The organism is Komagataeibacter sp. SM21, assembly GCF_041402665.1.
Classification (GTDB): Bacteria; Pseudomonadota; Alphaproteobacteria; order Acetobacterales; family Acetobacteraceae; genus Komagataeibacter; species Komagataeibacter saccharivorans.
Genome location: NZ_JBGLOV010000018.1, coordinates 12,759 through 30,475, shown reverse-complemented (window position 1 = coordinate 30,475; position 17,717 = coordinate 12,759). Strand labels below are relative to the sequence as shown.

The window sequence follows — 17,717 nt, the reverse complement described above, 5'->3', positions numbered from 1 at the left end:
CTCCTTGTCCTTGATTACGGTTTCTGTCTCAGCAGCACACTTCGATAATCAGCCTGCGCAGCGTACTGACCATGTCACGCAGTTCCTGCGCCGTGGAAATGAACGGAGGCCCGAAGGACACCGTATCCCCCGTACAGCGCAGCAGCAGGCCGCCGCGCAGCCCGGCCTCGAACAATGCCGCCCCCCGCGCTCCCGGTTTGTCCGCCGCGGGTTTGAGGTCGATGGCCGCCGTCAGACCGATATTACGGATATCGGCAATGACATCCATATCCTTCAGGCCGTGAATGGCGTCTTCCAGAACGGGCTCGAGTTCCCGCACCCGGGCCACCAGCCCTTCCTCGCGCATCACATCCAGCACGACATGCCCTACCGCCGCCGCCATCGGGTGTCCGGAATAGGTATAGCCGTGACAGAATTCGATGGCGTTTTCCGGCCCGGTCATGAAGGTGTTGTAAATCTCATCAGTCACGATCACGCCACCCATCGGCACGATGCCATTGGTGACGGCCTTGGCGAAGGTAATGATATCGGGTGTGACGCCAAAACGCTGGGCACCAAAATTCTCGCCCATGCGGCCAAAGCCGGTAATGACCTCATCAAAGATCAACAGGATGCCGTTGGCGGTGCAGATCTCTCGCAGGCGCTGCAGATAGCCGACAGGCGGCACGATCACGCCGGTTGAACCCTGTACGGGCTCCACGATCACGGCTGCAATGGTCGAGGCGTCATGCAGCGTAACCAGCCGGACCAGGTCTTCCGCCCGGTGTTTGCCCCATGTGGGCTGCCCCCGGGTAAAGGCCATGTGTTCGGGTTCGTAGGTATGACGCAGATGATCCACACCTGACATCATGCCGGCTGCGAACATCTTGCGGTTGGACACGATGCCCCCAACCGACATGCCGCCAAAACCTACGCCATGATAACCGCGCTCACGCCCGATCATGCGGAAGCGGTTACCCGCGCCCTTGATGCGATGGTAGCCCAGCGCCACCTTCAGCGCCGTATCAACCGCTTCCGACCCCGAATTGGCGAAGAAAACGTGATTCATGCCCTCAGGCGCCATATCGGCAATACGCTCGGCCAGAGAAATGGCGCCAGGGTGGGTCAACTGGAAAGATGGGGCAAAGTCGAGCGTTTCCGCCTGCCTGCGCACCGCCTCCACAATACGGGGATGGGCATGGCCCAGTGGCGTACACCACAGACCGGACAGGGTATCGAACAGCCTTACACCCTCACTACTGGTGTAATAGGCCCCCTGTGCGCTGACCATGGTGCGCGGTTCCATATTGGCACGCAACATGCGGTTGGCTGTAAAAGGCTGCCAGTAAGTTCCCTCGCGCTCGTTGCGAAGAAGGGCAGTCTGTCCTGAATCCAGAGCCATGATGCAATCCTGTCCATACGGGCATACGCCGTCGGTCCCATGCCGGGGCGGTTCATTTCAGGATCGTAATACTGGTCTCGTTGTGTGTATATGTACAACCAGCCTATTTTATCTGAAACTGTACTGACCTGAAGTATCTGCCCATGGCCCATCTTCCTCCTGTCCAGACAGACCGCGCCAGTCCGATCCCGCTTGTAGGGCAGATCGGCGAAGACATTGCCCAGCGCATCCGTACTGGCGTAATCCGACGGGGCGAACGCCTGCCTTCCATCCGCCGCATGGCACGGGACTGCGGTGTCAGCACACTGACCATCGCCAATACCTACTTACGGCTTGCGGCGGCAGGACTGGTGGAAAGCCGGGGTACGCGCGGTTATTTTGTAACCACGCCCCCACGCACTGCCCCCCTTATCCAGCGTTCCATAGATTCGATGTGGCTGCTTCAGCACGCCTATGAGGACGAAGCTCCGGTCATAAAGGCAGGATGCGGCTGGTTACCACCAGACATGCTGTTTGCATCCGCCACACGGCGCGCCCTTGCCGCCATACCGGCCGCACGCCTGACCGCCATGCTGGAATATGGCAACCCTTACGGCCATGCCGGACTTCGCCACAACATACGACAGATGCTGGCCCGTCGGGATGTTGCATGCGAGGACAGCAACATCATCATGACCCATGGCGCAAGCCAGGCGCTGGAACTGGCCGTGCGCTGCCTGTCCACACGCGGTGACACGATACTGGTGGAAGATCCGGGATACTGCAATCTCTACCCGGCGCTGCAGGCGCTGGGACTACAGATTGCCAGCGTTCCGCGCCTGCCCGATGGTCCCTGCCCGCATGAACTCGAGCGCATGCTGCGCCAGCACCGCCCGCGCCTGTTCATTACCACCTCCATCCTGCACAATCCGACCGGCACATGCAGTACAACCCAGAACATGCGCCAGATCCTGCGCATCGCACGCCAGCATGACCTCACCATCATTGAAGACGACATCTTTCTGGACCTTGCTCCGCAGGGACAGCAGACCCTGTCACAACTGGGCGGACTGGAGCAGGTCATTCATATCGGCAGTTTCTCCAAAACCATCGGGCCGGGACTGCGGGTGGGTTACGTAGCCTGTGCGGCACCCACAGCCCAGCGTATCCTGCGCCAGAAAATGGCCAGTAACCTGACCACTGCCCCCCTGAATGAAGAAATCGTACACACCATTGTCAGCAGCGGATTGTACCGCCCGCATCTCGCCAATCTGCGGGAGAACCTGACACGCGCGCAGACACAGGTATGTGCGCGGCTGGAACAGGCAGGCATGCGCCTTTATTTTCATCCATTGGGTGGCATGTTCGCATGGGCGCGCTTTGGACATGACATGGATGTGCGCGCCCTGGCGGAGCGGGCGTGCCAACATGACATCATGCTGGCACCGGGCCACCTGTTCCGGCCGGGTAGCCAGCCCTCGCAATGGTTCCGGTTCAATGTTGCCCACGCCGATGACAGACGCCTGTTCGCCTTCATAAAAAACACCGCACGGAGAATGGAATAGATTGACGTGAAATGCCCGGCTTGAGAAGTTGGAGTTCACGTCGTCTGTTCCCTTTTTTACGGTAATGCTGGCCTGCTCATGTCTCTTCCCACATCGACCCGTTCAACACGCGGCAAACGCACCAGTGTGCCCCGGCAGAACAATACCCGCCAGATTCTGGACGCTGCGGAAAAGGTTTTCGCGGCTCACGGCCTGTCTGGCACCCGGGTCAGCGACATTGCCGAAGCCAGCAACCTGCCCAAGGCCAATATTCATTATTATTTCCGCACGAAAGAGGATCTGTACAGAGCAACCCTGCAACAGTTGCTCGAAGACTGGCTGAATGATGCAAACTGCTGGCTTTCGACCCACTGGACACCACAGGAAGGGCTGTCGGGCTTCATTCGCGCCAAGATGGAATTCTCACGCCTTCGGCCCGAAGGCTCGCGCCTTTTCGCGCATGAACTACTGGCGGGTGGTTCCTATGTACACGATTTCCTGGTGGATACCCTGCGCAAGCATGTGGAGACACGCATCGCCGTATTCGAACAGTGGCATAAACAGGGATTGATCGGGACGGTCGACCCTGTCCATTTCCTGTTCTGTCTATGGGCGATGACACAGGCCTATGCCGACATGCAGGCACAGATGGCCGCCGTGCTGGGAAAACCCCGGTTGGATACCCAGGATTTCGAGGCAGGCACCCACACCATCATGCAACTGGCATCATCGATTTGTCAGGTCGTACCACCTGACGGTAAAGGGCCAGATACTCCGCCGCCACGTACAAGAGCCCGAAAAACCACGCGAGGCAGCGCACCGGCACAACTGGACTTGTAACGGTTTTGTGCCGGTCAGGAAGTGATTATGCTCCCCCTTGCTTCGAAAGCGAGGGGCTAACCTATCAGGCTGTCGGGTTGAGCTCTGCCGTAGTGATGAGTGACGGAGGCGATGGCGTTTATGCGGCCTTCAGTCGCGTGATCCTGCGGCAGAGCCCAACCCAACAGCCTGCTTAGTGAAAACCAACACCCATGACCGTCGTTTGGATCCGTTATTCATGGAATTCAGGCGAAAAGGATGATGCCTTCTTTCTGCTCTGAACGGGATGTCGATCCTGTCAAAAGCCCTTGCGAGAGGGGTTCGTCCCCTATAATCGGAAGGGATCGCAGACAGGAGGTCGAATGGCGGATCAGGACAGAAGGAGGAAATTTGCAGGTCGACCCGACAGTCGCATGTCGGAAGAACTGGATGCCCTCATCCTGAAAACCGCCACCCAACTGTTTGGAGAACAGGGTTACGCGGCCACATCGGTCGAACAGATCGCGGCCGTGGCCAAGGTCGGCAAGCAGACCATCTATCGGCGACATCCTTCTAAGGAAAATCTTTTCAAGACAGTCATTTCCGAACTGGGAAACAGTTTCCTGCTCGCTGCGTCCCCGTCAGATGAAATGGTTTCCAGCGATCCGCTACAGGCGCTGTACAAAACCATGCGGATGCTGCTTGACCTGATCCTCAGCCCTGAAACGCTCTCGCTGAGCCGCACCTTCATCGCGGAAGGATGGCGTTTTCCGGATCTGGTGAACCATGCCGGTGCCCATATCTTTGATCCGCTTGAAAAACTGACCTGCAAGCTCCTGACCGCTGTCTCCAGGGCGGGCCTTCTGAAGGCGGACTGTGACCTTGAAGAAACCAGCCAGATGCTTGCCACGCTCTGCCTTGGCGGTCCCCACCAGCAGATGCTGTTCGGGCGCAGGATCCTGACGACGGCAGAGGAGCGGGATAATTATCTCGACCTGGCCTGGCATGCATTCATGACGGGCATACTGGCACCCCCCGCTTCCGGCCCGCGCGACAGACGGAGCCGGTAAAAAAGGGCTGGTTTTTCCCGGCACGTATCCGTAGCCGGGCCGCCTGATCTATTACAGATTGGCGGGCAGGCTCCTACCCGCTGTTATTTCTGTTTCCTGTCCTGCGGGGCCCTGGTATCAAATCCACCCCCTATTGCCCTGTACATGTCAACCGACGCATCAAGGCTGGACAGGAGTGCTGTCGTATGCGCCAGTTCCGCCTGCTGCGCGAGTACCTGTGCGGAAAGCACATCCAGCCTGCTGGAATAGCCGTGTTCCAGCCGCAACCGCGTCAGTTCAACGGTTTTTTCGGCGGCTGTTTCCTTGTCGCCATCGCCCTGTTCGCGCTCATGGGCATTGTTCTGTTCCAACAGGGCGTCATGCACCTCCCTGAAGGCGGTGCGGATGCTCTGCTTATACAGGAGAACCTGCTCATTCTTCTCGGCTTTTGCCAGTTTGACGCCACTGGACGTGCGGCCAAAATCCATCACAGGCGCCGCCATGGAGGCCGCCAGCGTCCATGACCGCGTGGTGGCGCGATACAGGTTGTCTATGTCGATGTTGTGCACCCCCGCCAGACTGGCCAGCGAGATGGTGGGGAAATAGGCCGCGCGCGCAAAGCCGATATTGAAGTTGCTGGCGATCAGCGTCTGTTCATGCATGGCGATGTCCGGCCTGCGTTCGAGCAGGGTGGATGGGATTTCCGGCGGTGTGGGGATGGGGATTGCCAACGCGTCTATATCCCTGCCCCGCTCCATTATCTGCCCGATGATCTGCTGGGGCGAGCGGCCCAGCATGACGGCCAGGGCGCTTTCCGCCTTGCCGCGCTGGTCCTCCACATCCGGCAGGGCGGCCTGTGCGGCGTCACGCTGCTCGGTTACATTCTGCACCACCAGCGCATCCACCGCGCCCACTTCATGCTGGCGCTGCACAAGCGCCAGGAGCGCCGTCTGGGTCTCGATGGTCTGTTGCAGGATCTCGCGTTGCCGATCCAGCGCGCGCAGGCTGAAATACAGCTTTACGGTAGCTGCGGCGATGGACAGTCGGGCCGCCGCGTGACCATAACCTGCCGCCTTCACCCCCGCCTTTGCCGCCTTGCTCAGGCTGGCATTCCTGCCCCAGAAATCAGCTTCATAATTCAGCATGCCGCCGACGAAGCCAAGATTGCTCATCTTGTGCGCGACAGGCAGGTCATCGTGCAGGTGCAGGCGACCATAGGCATCTGACCCTGCAACCGAAATGGAGGGCAACTGGTTGGCGAAGGCATATTTATACTGTGCCCGCGCCTGCTGAAGTTTCGCACCCGCCAGCGCAAGGTCGTCATTGTTCTTCAACGCTTCCGCCACCAGCGCGTCCAGAACCGGGTCACCATAGCTGCGCCACCATTCGCCGCCATCAGGTACGGTAGCACCCTGCTGCGTGCCCCATTTATCGGGCATGGGCATCTGCGGTCGGTGATAGGTCGGCGCAAGCCACGCGCAGCCTGCCAGCAGCATGGGGAGCAGGAGGATCGGGGTGCATTTCATCGGACGGTTCCCTCAACCTGCGGCGATGGCGTTTCCTTCACCCTGAACCACAGCACGTACAGCGAAGGCAGGAAAATCAGCGTCAGCACCGTGGCTACGGCAAGGCCGCCCATGATGACATCGGCCATCGGCCCCCAGAACACGCTGGACGCAATGGGCAGCATGCCAAGGATGGCCGCCACAGCAGTCAGCATGATGGGGCGGAAACGTATCCTGGCGGCATTCATCACCGCATCCCATTCGGACTGCCCCAGATCCTTCTCGATCTGGATCTGGTGCACCAGAATGACCGAATTACGGATGATCATGCCAATCAGCGCCACCAGCCCCAGCATGGCGATGAACCCCATCGGGTTCTGGGTCAGGAACAGGGCACCCACCACCCCGATCAGGCCGAAGGGGGCAACACTGATGACCAGCGCAAGACGCCTGAAGTCCTGCAACTGGATCATCAGCACGCCCAGCATGACCAGGACCATGAGCGGCACGACGGCAATGACGGATTTCTGTGATCTGGCGCTTTCCTCCACCGTGCCGCCCACCGCGACATGGTAGCCCGATGGCAGGCCCGCGTTGAAGGCCGCGATTTTCGGGGCCAGCGTTGCCACGGCCGTATCCGCCTGCACCCCGTCACGGAGTTGCGCCTGTATGGTCAGGGTCGGCAGCCGGTCACGGCGCCAGATCAGGGGATAGTCCTCAATGTAGGAGACGCTGGCCACGGTGGACAAGGGCACCGTCCGGTCATTGGGCAGGCGGATGTCGAGGTTGCGCAGGTCCTCGATCGACAGGCGCTGGGCGTGGTTGGCGCGCAGGACGACATCGACCAGATAGATGCTGTCGCGCACCTGTGTCGCCGTCAGCCCGGTCACTGCCGAATTGATGGCCAGCGCAATCGCGCCGGATGACAGGCCCAGACGACGCGCCTCATCCTGCCGCACGTCAATCTTCAGCTTGCGCGCGGGATCACCCCAGTCGAAATTGACCATGTGCAACTGGTTGCTGTCGGCCATGATCTTCGCCACGTCATGCGCGTAATGCCAGACCCGGTCCGGGTCGCGGCCCGTGACGCGGTACTGTACCGGCCAGCCCACCGGCGGCCCGAGTTCCAGCGGGAACAGCCCATGCACCACATCGGGCATGTCGCGGCTCAAGGCCACATCCAGCCGCCTGCGCAGCCGGTCACGCGCCGCGGCGCTTTTTGCGACAATGACGGTCTGGGTAAAAAAGTCGTTGGGAAGCTGCTCATTAAGCGACAGGTAGAAGCGCACGGCTCCGCGCCCGATATAGGAACTCCAGTGATCGATATCGGGATCATTGCGCAGGACGGCGTCCAGACGGTGCGACACATCCGCAGTCGCCCTGATCGATGCACCCTGCCGCAGCGAAAGGTCAACCAGCAGTTCCGGCCGGTCGGATGCCGGGAAGAACTGCCGGGGCACCAAGGGAGAAAGCGCAATGGCCACGACCAGCGCCGCAAGGCTGGCCAGCACGGTCGCACGCGGCCGGCGCATGGTGAACAGCAGCGCCCGGCTGAATACGCGTAGCAGCCGCCCTTCCGGCGGGGCATGGGGCGCTGCTGCCGGGCGCTGTTTGAGAATGGTCACGCCCACCAGCGGGGCCACCAGCACGGCCACGAACCATGATGCGATCAGCGCCATGCCTACCACGGCGAACAGGGAGAACGTGTATTCCCCCGCTACACTTTTCGCGAACCCGACCGGGATGAATCCCGCCACGGTCACAAGGGTTCCGGTCAGCATGGGGAACGCGGTCGAGACATAGGCATAGGTCGCAGCCCGCGTCAGGGTCCAGCCTTCCTCCAGCTTGCTGACCATGCTTTCCACCGTAATCATGGCGTCATCGACCAGCAGGCCCAGCGCGATGATCAGCGCGCCGAGCGAGACGCGCTGCAGGTCGATGCCGAACAGCTTCATACATACGAACACCACCGCCAGCACGAAGGGTATGCAGAACGCCACCACCGTGCCCGCGCGCGCGCCAAGGCTGAGGAAACTGATGCCCAGCACGATGACGATGGCTTCGAACAGCGCCTCGGTAAAATCGCCTACGGCGTCATGCACGACCTTGGGCTGGTTCGCGACCAGATGCGCCTCGATGCCAATGGGCATGCGGGCGTGCAGTTCGGTCATTTTGGCCGTGATGTTCTTTTCCAGTTCCAGCACGTTGCCACCGCTGCGCATGGACAGGGCCAGCCCGATCGCATCATGCCCGCCGACACGGAACATGGTCTGCGGCGGATCGGAATAGGTGCGGGTGATGGTGGCAATGTCGCCCAGCCGGACCTTGCGGTTGCCCGCATAGACCGTAACGTTGGCAATATCCGCCACCGACCCGAACTGCCCGGTCGGCTGGACCTGTATCTGCTCGCGTCCGGTATCAATGACGCCGGATGGCACCGTGGCGTTCTGCGCCAGAAGGGCGGCTGCGATCGTCGCCCCGTTTATGCCCAGCCGGGCCAGATGGTGGGTGGAGAAATCGACGTAGATCTTCTCATCCTGCGCGCCCAGCGTGTCGATCTTGGCGACATCAGGCACATGCAGCAGCTCGTCGCGCACCGTCTCGACATAGTCGCGCAGGTCACGATGGGAAAACCCGTCGGCGGTAAAGCCGTAGATGATGCCGTAGGTATCGCCGAACTCGTCATCGAAGAACGGGCCGACCGTGCCCTGTGGCAACTGCGCCCTGATGTCACCCACCTTCTTGCGCACCTGATACCAGATATCAGGCACTTCGGCCTTGGGCGCGCCCGACAGCAGGTTGACGAAAATCGTGGTCTTGCCCGCCAGCGTATAGCTCTTGACGTAATCGAGGTCGGGCGTTTCCTGCAGCTTTTTTTCGATGCGTTCGGTTAGCTGATGGGTGGTTTCCTCCACCGAGGCACCGGGCAGGAATGCCTCCACCACCATGGTCTTGACGGTAAAGGGCGGGTCTTCATTCCGGCCCAGTCTGAAGTAGGACTGGATGCCCGCAACACCGATCAGGATCATGAAGAACAGGACCAGCGCACGGTGGCGGATGGACCAGTCAGACAGGTTTATGCCCCCCGGCGCGCGTGGCTCAGGGGCGGACATCGGCTTCATCCAGCAGGCTGACCTTTTCTTGCGGATACAGCGCCTGCACGCCTGCTGTCACCACCCGCTCCCCGGCATTCAGGCCGGATGCGATCACCACGTCATCGGTGCCGTAGCGTGCGATGGTGACGGGGCGCTGGGATACGCGCAGCGTGTCAGGGGCAATGATCCATACGGCAGGTCTGCCATCCTGTGTCGTCAGGGCGGCAGGTGGCAGATGAACGGTTGGCGCTGATGGTACGGACAGATGCCCCGTCACCACTGCCCCCAACGGCATCATGTCCCGCGTGGCATGCAGCAGCGCTTTTGTATGATAGGTGCGGGTCAGTGGATCGGTATCGGGTGCGATTTCGTAGATTGCGGCGGGCGCGCAGATCACGGGTGCCGCGTCCAGACATACCTTCATCGTCATACCCACGGTCAGACGGGACTGCGCGAGGGCCTCGGGCATGTCGAACTGTGCGTCCAGCCCGTCATTGGCCGCCATGCGCAGCACCGGCTGGCCCGCAGCGACCACCTCCCCCGCTTCTACCAGCCGGTCGGTCACGATGCCGTCCTCAGCAGTTACAAGGCGGGTATAGCCAAGCTGTTCCTGCGCCACACGTACCTGTGCCTGCGTGGCCTGCACCTGATCCTGCGCGGTTTTGTATCGACGAACCGCATCATCATAATCATTGCGCGAAATGGCCTGCACCGGCAGCAGGGCCGCAGCGCGCTGTTTCAGGGGCGCAGCCTGTTCCAGCGCCGCCCGTGCCGTAGCATTTTCGGCCAGCGCGGTGCGCAACGTCTGCTGTGGCACTGCATCATCCAGCCGTGCCAGCAAATCCCCCGCATGCACGACGCTGCCTGCCAACACCGTGCGTTCCACGACCTTGCCGGGCAGACGGAAAGCAAGATTGATGGAGCGGTGGGCCGCAACCTGTCCTGTTACAACCTCCCCATTTGCATCGGCCGCAGGTTCGACAATGACGGAGCGGACAGGCCGGACTTCCTCCACTGCTGCCTTTTTATGGCAGGCGGAGAGCAACAGCAGCAGGCAGAGCAGGATCAGGCCCGAAGCGCTACCGGTTTTTTTTACGGCGGGCATGGAGCGCTGGCCCGAGGGAGCGCTGTCTTTACCGTGCGGGACCGGATGAAAAATGGTGGTCAGGAAGGATGGCGGCTGCACATAGCCCGCGCCCTCACTGCCAGTATGTCTGGTTTGCATGGATACCGACCACCCTCAGTCATTTCCGGAACCCGGCGGCAGGACGCAGCCGTTATGGCCCACATAGACGAGACCGTATCGTATTGCAACGACGTTCAGTCACCATCCCCGGCGGCAGGTGTGCTGATAACAGGAACAGACAATGATCTCTTACATTGCGCGACAATAGCGTCTGGCTGGTGTCCAACCGGGCCGTTTCCCCGGAAAGCTTAAGGGAGTTGTCGGAACAATGACCGTCCACAAACCCGGTCTCGTCGACAGTGATGTGGTTGCGGATGAAGGATATGGACAACAGTCTCAAAGCGTTTCTTGAAAGCCAGATCAGCGCGCTTGAACAACGAATTGAAGACGTCATCGCAGAGGCAGCAGAACTCTGTGCCAAAGCAGGGCTTGTCCGTTCCATCCCTGCTATCGGCCCGGTATCAGTCGCCATGTTTCGCGCAGAAAAGCCAGAACTCGGCAGTATGGCAGCGACCGAAGCTGCGGCCATGACCGGACCTGCGCCAATGTCTCACGATAGCGGTGCAATGCGAGGGGAACGTATCAGTTCAAGGGGGACGGAGATTTCTCCGGCATGTCCTGTTTCAGGCCGGACTGGCGGCGGCATGCCATAATCCGGTTTTGAAAACTGCGGCAAAGCCAACCGTAGCGCCGCCGGCAGAATATCAGCCTGATCGGCAAAATCGGTGATGAAGCACATCAGGGAGGAAGAACCACTGTGCTACGTCAGGACATGACCACCAAAAAACTGAGTGCGCGCATGCTATGCACAGATGATATTGGCAGTAGCGTCACTGCGGATATGGTCTGTATGTGCCGCCATTACGATAACATCCGTCCCTGTGTCATAAAAACAACGGTATGTTCCCGCATCTTATATCAATATCTGAAAACAGGACGAATCTCGTTAATTCATATCTATATCGTTTCAATATTTTCCTTATATATTAAGGGCATTATGAAGATATGCTTCATATATGGATGATACCGCATTCTGAATTCATCATACGTGGACAGTCTATGTCCATCATGAAACGCCCGTTTTCAGAAACATAGATCCCCTATACGCGAACGTATTATCTAGATAATTACATTGTATAAACAGATTAAACCACTATTATTTTTTACATACACCATGAATAATTTGAAATATTCTCGATAGTTATTTGTAAAATTGGCGAAATAAATATCAACAGGTCACGTAAAAATAACATCACAAGTACTAATTTATTTTCACAGATGCCTAATATACAGATTTAATAATACTGAAATCATAGTTTCATAAAAACATCACGAGACACCATGAAACCCCAAACATAGGGTGTGCCGCGTCATTCAACCACCACCAATCGGGGCCTTGTCATGAGGGATCACGCTGCATGAAAAAGAACACGTTTCTTCTTCTCACAACATGCATGAGTTCTTTGTTCTTCCATAACGCCCATGCAGCCGACACGGCACAGAAGCAGCCCGCAACCAAGCAGACGGACCATCGTGGCAAAATCTCCGCGGGCAAGATCACGACAAATGCCAGCGCGGATTCCGTTACCGCCACCAAGGCGGAATCAATCATCGTCATGGGCGCGGGTGCCGCACGTGAAACACAGTCGCTGTCCCACCGCGCGCTGCAGGAAGTCGCGCCTGGCACCAGTCCGCTCAAGACCCTGTCCAAGCTGCCCGGCGTCATGTTTACCTCTTCCGATCCGCTGGGATCTTACGAATGGTCGCAGCAGATCATCATCCGCGGGTTTGACCAGAGCCGCCTTGGCTTTACCATGGATGGCATCCCGCTGGGCAACCTTGCCTATGGTAATGATAACGGCCTTTCCATCGGTCGTGCGCTGCAGACCGAAAACAACGGCCCCGCCAGTCTGGCGCAGGGCGCGGGTTCGGTCGGTGTCGCGGCATCCAATGACCTTGGTGGCGCACTGGAATTCACATCCATCGACCCAAGCAAGAAATTTGGCGTCGATGTCGCAGGTACTGTCGGATCATATGGCACGTGGCGCACTTTCGGGCGCATCAATTCCGGCACCCTGCCCGGTGGCGGGCGGCTGTATGTTTCCTATGACTATCAGGATGCCAACAAGTGGAAGGGCGATGGCATCCAGCAGCAGCAGCAGGCCAATGCCAAGTTCATCCAGCCGCTGGGTGACAAGGTCAAGCTGACCCTGTTCGGTGATTACAGCCAGCGCGCGGAAAATGATTATCAGGATCTCTCGCTGCAGATGATCCAGACCAAGGGCTATAACGTCGATAACATTACCAACAACTATGGCCTGGCCAAGCAGATCGCGACAGCTTACCAGACTGGCAAGCCCTTCCCTGCCGGCATCGCCAATCAGGACCAGTCCTATTACAACTCAGCCGGCCTCCGTCAGGACGTGCTGGGATATGGCAAGTTCGATTTCCATCTGACTGACCACCTCAAGGGCTTCGCCACTGTTTACGGCCATACCAATACGGGTGAAGGCATTTACGCCACGCCGTATACGGCAACGCCTGCATCCCTTGGCGGATCGCCACTCTCCGTCCGCACCACGGAATATGACATTCATCGTGAAGGTTTTATAGGCAGCCTGTCCTACGAGCTCGGTCACCATACGATCGAAGGCGGCTTCTGGTTTGAAAACAACGATTTTGAGCAGGCACGTCGCTTCTATCCGCTCAGCGCGGACAAATATACCGGCAGTTCCGTCCACTGGTTCCGCAACAACCCGTTCGAAACCCAATGGCAGAGCGCCTTCAACACCAAGACCTACCAGTTCCATATTCAGGATACATGGCAGATCACCCCGGCCCTGAAACTGAATTACGGTTTCAAGTCGCTGGTTGTTGATAATCGGGGCCGCCAGCTCGAAGGCAACTACATGGGTACACCGGTGGCCAATACATATGCATCGGGTTCCATTACTTCGGCCAACGGCTTCCTGCCGCAGCTTGGCGCCAATTACCGCATCAACCGCCATAATGAAATATTTGCCGACTTTGCCCGGAACATGGCCGCCTTTGACAATTCGACCACGGGTGCCACCAGCCCGTTTGCAATGACATCCGCGGCCTACGCCGCATCCAAAAAAACGCTGCACCCGGAAATGTCCTACAGCGAGGAAATCGGCTACCGCTTCCACAACCGGCGCATTCAGGCGTCCATTACCGGTTACTATATCGAATTCGAGGACCGTCTGGCATCCATCTCACCCGTATCCAGCGGCACGAACGTTCAGGGCTACGCCAGCATCCTGACCAATGTCGGCGGCGTGACCGCGCGTGGTATTGATACGGCTTTCAACTATCGCTTTACGGATAACTGGTCGCTGTATGCGTCCTATGCCTACAACCAGTCCGTGTATGACGACAACCTGACGACTGGCGGCATAACCTACGCCACCCGTGGCAAGAGCGTGGTTGGCATGCCGCGTAACCTGGCCAACGTCCAGATCAGTTATGATGATGGTACGATCTGGGGTAATATCGGCATGCAGTATCAGGGCCGCCGGACCTATACTTACACCAATGACCAGTGGATCAAGCCGAACGACATCTTCAACCTGAATGTCGGCTACCGCTTCCACAGCCATAACTGGGCGCTGCATGGTCTGGATGCACAGATCAACGTGACCAACCTGTTCGACAAACGCTACGTTGCAACAGTCGGCAGCACGGGCTTTGCTGTCAGCGACCCCACGGGCAGCCTGCAGACGTTGCAGGCCGGTGCGCCGCGCATGGTGTTCTTTACCCTGCGCAAGCACTTCTTCTGATTGCGGCACGCCGGCCTTCGATCCTCCTGCAGCCTATGGATGACCACACCATGTCCGATATCGCCAATCGCCGTCAGTTCCTGAAATTTGGCGCTGCTGCCGCCATCGGGGCGGCACTGCCGGAAAACCTGAAACGGGCACTGGCGGTCGCCCCCAACCGGGTGACCGGCACGATACAGGACGTGGAGCATGTGGTTATCCTGATGCAGGAAAACCGGTCATTCGATCATTACTTTGGCTGCCTGCAGGGCGTGCGGGGATATGGTGATCCCCGCGCTGAAAAATTGCCTGACGGCAGCAGCGTCTTTGCACAACCGGATGGGAAGGGCGGCCATGTCATGCCCTTCCTGTTCAACACCGCACATACCTCCAGCGCCTGCCTCGCCAGCCTTGATCATAGCTGGAAGGACACACAGACGGCATGGAATGACTGGAATACATGGGTGCCACACAAGACGGCCATGACCATGGGCCATTTCACCCGTGCGGAAATCCCGTATTATTACGCGCTGGCCGATGCCTTTACGGTATGTGATGCCTATCATGCCTCCATTTTCGGGCCGACCAATCCCAACCGTCTGTTCCTTTTCACCGGCACGAACGGACTGGCGGTCGGCAATGACGGATTACAGGCCATACAGAATGTCGATGATGGCAACTGGTCGGCGGACATGGCGCATGACCGGGCCGATTTTCAACCATTCCGCTGGACCACCTATCCCGAAAAACTGCAGGCGGCGGGCATATCGTGGCGCGTTTATCAGGAATACGACAATTTTGGCGACAACCCGCTGGCGTCCTTTGCACAATTCCGCAACCTTGATCCCCGGTCATGGGAATACCAGCGCGCCCGCATGATCGTGCCGGGATCAACTGCCACCAACATGCATGATACCGAAGGCCGCTACCTTGTCGCCGCCTTTGAAGATGATGTCGCGCACGGCAGGCTGCCGCAGGTTTCATGGATCGTGCCACCAGCCGCCCTGTCGGAACATCCTGACGCCCCGCCCGGTTACGGTGAACACCTGATTTCCCAGTTGATGGATGTCTTTGTGCGTCATCCCGATGTCTGGGCCAAAACGGTTTTTATCCTGAATTATGACGAAAATGATGGTTTCTTTGACCACGTTCCCCCGCCGGTCCCCGCACCTGACCCACGGTATGGCGGCAGTACGGTCGCGACCACGGGGGAATCCTATCACACCGTCCCGGTAGGACTGGGGCCACGCGTGCCTGCGATCGTAATTTCACCATGGACCAAGGGCGGATGGGTCAATTCACAGGTATTCGACCATACGTCCGTCCTGCGCTTTCTTGAAGCGCGTTTTGGTGTAGAGGTTCCCAACATCACCCCATGGCGACGGGCCGTATGCGGGAACATGACCTCCATTTTCGACTTCGCGCAAACAGATCGCCGGTGGACCGCACACCTGCCGCGGACGGATACCTATCTGGCGGAAACACGTCAGTCATGCATGCTGCCCAAGCCCACCATTCCCGCCCGGCAGTCCCTGCCGCAGCAGGAACCCGGCCAACGCCCGGCCCGCGCCCTGCCCTACCGGCTGCATGTGAACCTGATGGCACCGAGACACCTCCATATTGCGAACGAAGGCAGCCAGGGGGCGGTACTGCGTATCCGTGATGGCAAGGTGACACGCCATTATACGCTGGGCGCCGGGTCCGATATGACCCTACCAGTCACAGCCCATGACAGCCTGCCCGTAACCGTTCATGGACCCAACGGTTTTTTCCGCCAGTTTCTGGGCAAGGGTCTGCCGGACGTGACCCTGCGTTACGACCCCGCCCGTGACGTGGCAGTGCTGTCGCTGCATAACCATGACCATGCGCCCCGCACTATCCGGATCGAGGACGCCTATACCCATACCACGCACGAAACTGAACTGCCCCCCAATGCGACAACCGACACCATATGGCCGGTCGCTGTATCCGACCACTGGTATGATCTGACCATTCAGGACCCGCATCACCCGCACCGCCTGATCCAACTGGCAGGACATATCGAAAATGGCAGGCCAAGCCGTACGGATCCCCATATGGGCCGGACTGGCGCATGACAGGCCTGACCCGCCGCGACATGCTAGCCGCCAGTATCGCGGCTGGCATCAGCCCATCCCTGCCTGCATGGGCTGAAGGATGCGCCCCGGTGCTGGCACCGCTGAAATGGGCGCCCCGCACACGCCGCGTGATCGAACGCCTGATCGCCACATACGGCAGCGCCAGCGCCAGCTATAACCCTGCCCGACGCCCGTATGCCGTATTCGACTGGGACAATACCTGTATCGCAGGCGATTGCGAGGAAAGCCTGCTGCATTATACGGCCAACCATTTTGCATTCGCGATGTCAGCCGAAACTTTTGCCCAGGCAACGGCGCGCGACGTACCTGCACATACGTTTACAGGTCCTTTTCGGACCGTATGTGGACAAAATGTCCGCTTCAAGGACCTTCATGCCGATCTGTGCGCGGATTATGCCCTTCTGTCTGCCCGGTCCATGCCCCCTGCACCAACGGACCCGGTACTGCTCAGTCTGCGTGCCAAGCTGGTATTTGCCTATGATGCCATCAACGCCACATGCAATGGGGACGTAGCCTGCCGCTGGATCATCCGCCTGCTGGCCGGTCATGATGCAGCCGGACTGGCGGCGCTGGTCAGGGCGTCCAACAGATGGCATCTGGCTCAGGGCATGGGACAGGAAACATGGATCACTCCGGCCACCCGTTCCGGGCAGGCGGGCATTGTTGCACGCCCCATCCAGACCGGACTCCGCCTGACCCCGGAGATCGCGGACCTGCAATGGGTACTGCGCCAGGCAGGTATTGACGTCCATGTCTGTTCCGCATCACTGGAAGACGTCGTGGCCGTGTTCGCCACAGATCCCGATTATGGTTACGGCCTGCCCCGCCAGAATGTCCTTGGCGTTCGTATGGACTGGTCTAGTGGCAGGCTGGGACTTGATGCCGCGCCGCATTGGCCCGTAACCTATCGCGCAGGCAAAGTGCGCGCCATACGTCAGGCACTGGCAGGGCCGCGAGGCTATGGACCTTTACTGGTGTGTGGGGATAGTGACGGGGATTACGCCATGCTGACCGAATTTCCGGACACCCGCCTTGGTCTGGTGGTCAACCGGCTGTCTTCCGGTCCAATTGGTACTATAGCAAGTCTGGCTGCAGCACAGCTATCCGCCCCCCAACCACGCTTTGTCTTGCAGGGCCGCGATGAAAATACCGGCGAATGGCGACCATCAGAACAGAGCATTCCCTTAGGCTCACGATTGCCTGCGTTGGTTGCCCATTCCTGAAACCATACTCATTAGGGGTCTGAGCCTGAATGTTTAGTTCCGGGGTTTGATGATGAATCTT

At 58.9% G+C, this 17,717-nt stretch carries 11 protein-coding genes; 7 read left to right on the top strand and 4 right to left on the bottom strand.

The window, feature by feature from the left end; translation table 11 throughout:
- Positions 1–28: 28 nt before the first annotated feature.
- The gene (locus ACBR42_RS14360; RefSeq protein WP_371208458.1) at positions 29–1,381 is read right to left on the bottom strand and encodes an aspartate aminotransferase family protein; all 1,353 of its coding nucleotides are present in this window, start codon (positions 1,379–1,381) and stop codon (positions 29–31) included.
- Positions 1,382–1,524: 143 nt separating this feature from the next.
- On the opposite strand from ACBR42_RS14360, the gene ACBR42_RS14355 reads away from it, so the two are divergent.
- From ACBR42_RS14355 to ACBR42_RS14345, 3 genes are all read left to right on the top strand, one after another.
- Positions 1,525–2,925 carry a PLP-dependent aminotransferase family protein gene (locus tag ACBR42_RS14355; RefSeq protein ID WP_282760327.1) on the top strand — a complete coding sequence of 467 codons (1,401 nt, stop codon included), beginning with the start codon at positions 1,525–1,527 and terminating at the stop codon, positions 2,923–2,925.
- A 78-nt stretch (positions 2,926–3,003) separates the two neighbouring features.
- Complete coding sequence (locus ACBR42_RS14350) at positions 3,004–3,744, top strand: TetR/AcrR family transcriptional regulator (protein ID WP_371208457.1); 741 nt, start codon at positions 3,004–3,006, stop codon at positions 3,742–3,744.
- A 392-nt stretch (positions 3,745–4,136) separates the two neighbouring features.
- Positions 4,137–4,772: a TetR/AcrR family transcriptional regulator gene (locus ACBR42_RS14345; protein ID WP_371208456.1), complete on the top strand. Its 636-nt coding sequence runs from the start codon at positions 4,137–4,139 to the stop codon at positions 4,770–4,772.
- A gap of 83 nt (positions 4,773–4,855) precedes the next feature.
- On the opposite strand, the gene ACBR42_RS14340 is transcribed toward ACBR42_RS14345, so the two are convergent.
- From ACBR42_RS14340 to ACBR42_RS14330, 3 genes are read right to left on the bottom strand one after another with little or no spacing between them, the layout of a single operon-like run.
- Positions 4,856–6,277, bottom strand: a complete 1,422-nt coding sequence (locus ACBR42_RS14340) for an efflux transporter outer membrane subunit (protein WP_371208455.1) — start codon at positions 6,275–6,277, stop codon at positions 4,856–4,858.
- Positions 6,274–9,378 carry an efflux RND transporter permease subunit gene (locus tag ACBR42_RS14335; RefSeq protein ID WP_371208454.1) on the bottom strand — a complete coding sequence of 1,035 codons (3,105 nt, stop codon included), beginning with the start codon at positions 9,376–9,378 and terminating at the stop codon, positions 6,274–6,276. Before ACBR42_RS14335 ends, ACBR42_RS14340 begins: the two co-directional genes overlap by 4 nt.
- The gene (locus ACBR42_RS14330; protein ID WP_371208453.1) at positions 9,356–10,576 is read right to left on the bottom strand and encodes an efflux RND transporter periplasmic adaptor subunit; all 1,221 of its coding nucleotides are present in this window, start codon (positions 10,574–10,576) and stop codon (positions 9,356–9,358) included. Before ACBR42_RS14330 ends, ACBR42_RS14335 begins: the two co-directional genes overlap by 23 nt.
- A 284-nt stretch (positions 10,577–10,860) precedes the next feature.
- On the opposite strand from ACBR42_RS14330, the gene ACBR42_RS14325 reads away from it, so the two are divergent.
- The 4 genes from ACBR42_RS14325 (at position 10,861) to ACBR42_RS14310 (ending at position 17,656) form a co-directional block, all read left to right on the top strand.
- Positions 10,861–11,190: a transposase gene (locus tag ACBR42_RS14325; protein ID WP_371208452.1), complete on the top strand. Its 330-nt coding sequence runs from the start codon at positions 10,861–10,863 to the stop codon at positions 11,188–11,190.
- A gap of 801 nt (positions 11,191–11,991) precedes the next feature.
- Complete coding sequence (locus ACBR42_RS14320) at positions 11,992–14,337, top strand: TonB-dependent receptor (RefSeq protein WP_371208451.1); 2,346 nt, start codon at positions 11,992–11,994, stop codon at positions 14,335–14,337.
- Between the two features lie 50 nt (positions 14,338–14,387).
- Entirely contained in the window at positions 14,388–16,412 is a 2,025-nt protein-coding gene (locus ACBR42_RS14315; RefSeq protein ID WP_371208450.1) for a phosphocholine-specific phospholipase C, read from the top strand.
- Complete coding sequence (locus ACBR42_RS14310) at positions 16,409–17,656, top strand: haloacid dehalogenase-like hydrolase (protein WP_371208449.1); 1,248 nt, start codon at positions 16,409–16,411, stop codon at positions 17,654–17,656. The genes ACBR42_RS14315 and ACBR42_RS14310 overlap by 4 nt, the downstream gene beginning before the upstream one ends.
- Positions 17,657–17,717: the final 61 nt, after the last annotated feature.

What these genes read in the sequence shown, in the direction of transcription:
- ACBR42_RS14360 (WP_371208458.1), bottom strand. Translation starts at nt 1,381, where the DNA reads ATGGCTCTGGATTCAGGACAGACTGCCCTTCTTCGCAACGAGCGCGAG.
- ACBR42_RS14355 (WP_282760327.1), top strand. Translation starts at nt 1,525, where the DNA reads ATGGCCCATCTTCCTCCTGTCCAGACAGACCGCGCCAGTCCGATCCCG.
- ACBR42_RS14350 (WP_371208457.1), top strand. Translation starts at nt 3,004, where the DNA reads ATGTCTCTTCCCACATCGACCCGTTCAACACGCGGCAAACGCACCAGT.
- ACBR42_RS14345 (WP_371208456.1), top strand. Translation starts at nt 4,137, where the DNA reads ATGTCGGAAGAACTGGATGCCCTCATCCTGAAAACCGCCACCCAACTG.
- ACBR42_RS14340 (WP_371208455.1), bottom strand. Translation starts at nt 6,277, where the DNA reads ATGAAATGCACCCCGATCCTCCTGCTCCCCATGCTGCTGGCAGGCTGC.
- ACBR42_RS14335 (WP_371208454.1), bottom strand. Translation starts at nt 9,378, where the DNA reads ATGAAGCCGATGTCCGCCCCTGAGCCACGCGCGCCGGGGGGCATAAAC.
- ACBR42_RS14330 (WP_371208453.1), bottom strand. Translation starts at nt 10,576, where the DNA reads ATGCAAACCAGACATACTGGCAGTGAGGGCGCGGGCTATGTGCAGCCG.
- ACBR42_RS14325 (WP_371208452.1), top strand. Translation starts at nt 10,861, where the DNA reads ATGGACAACAGTCTCAAAGCGTTTCTTGAAAGCCAGATCAGCGCGCTT.
- ACBR42_RS14320 (WP_371208451.1), top strand. Translation starts at nt 11,992, where the DNA reads ATGAGTTCTTTGTTCTTCCATAACGCCCATGCAGCCGACACGGCACAG.
- ACBR42_RS14315 (WP_371208450.1), top strand. Translation starts at nt 14,388, where the DNA reads ATGTCCGATATCGCCAATCGCCGTCAGTTCCTGAAATTTGGCGCTGCT.
- ACBR42_RS14310 (WP_371208449.1), top strand. Translation starts at nt 16,409, where the DNA reads ATGACAGGCCTGACCCGCCGCGACATGCTAGCCGCCAGTATCGCGGCT.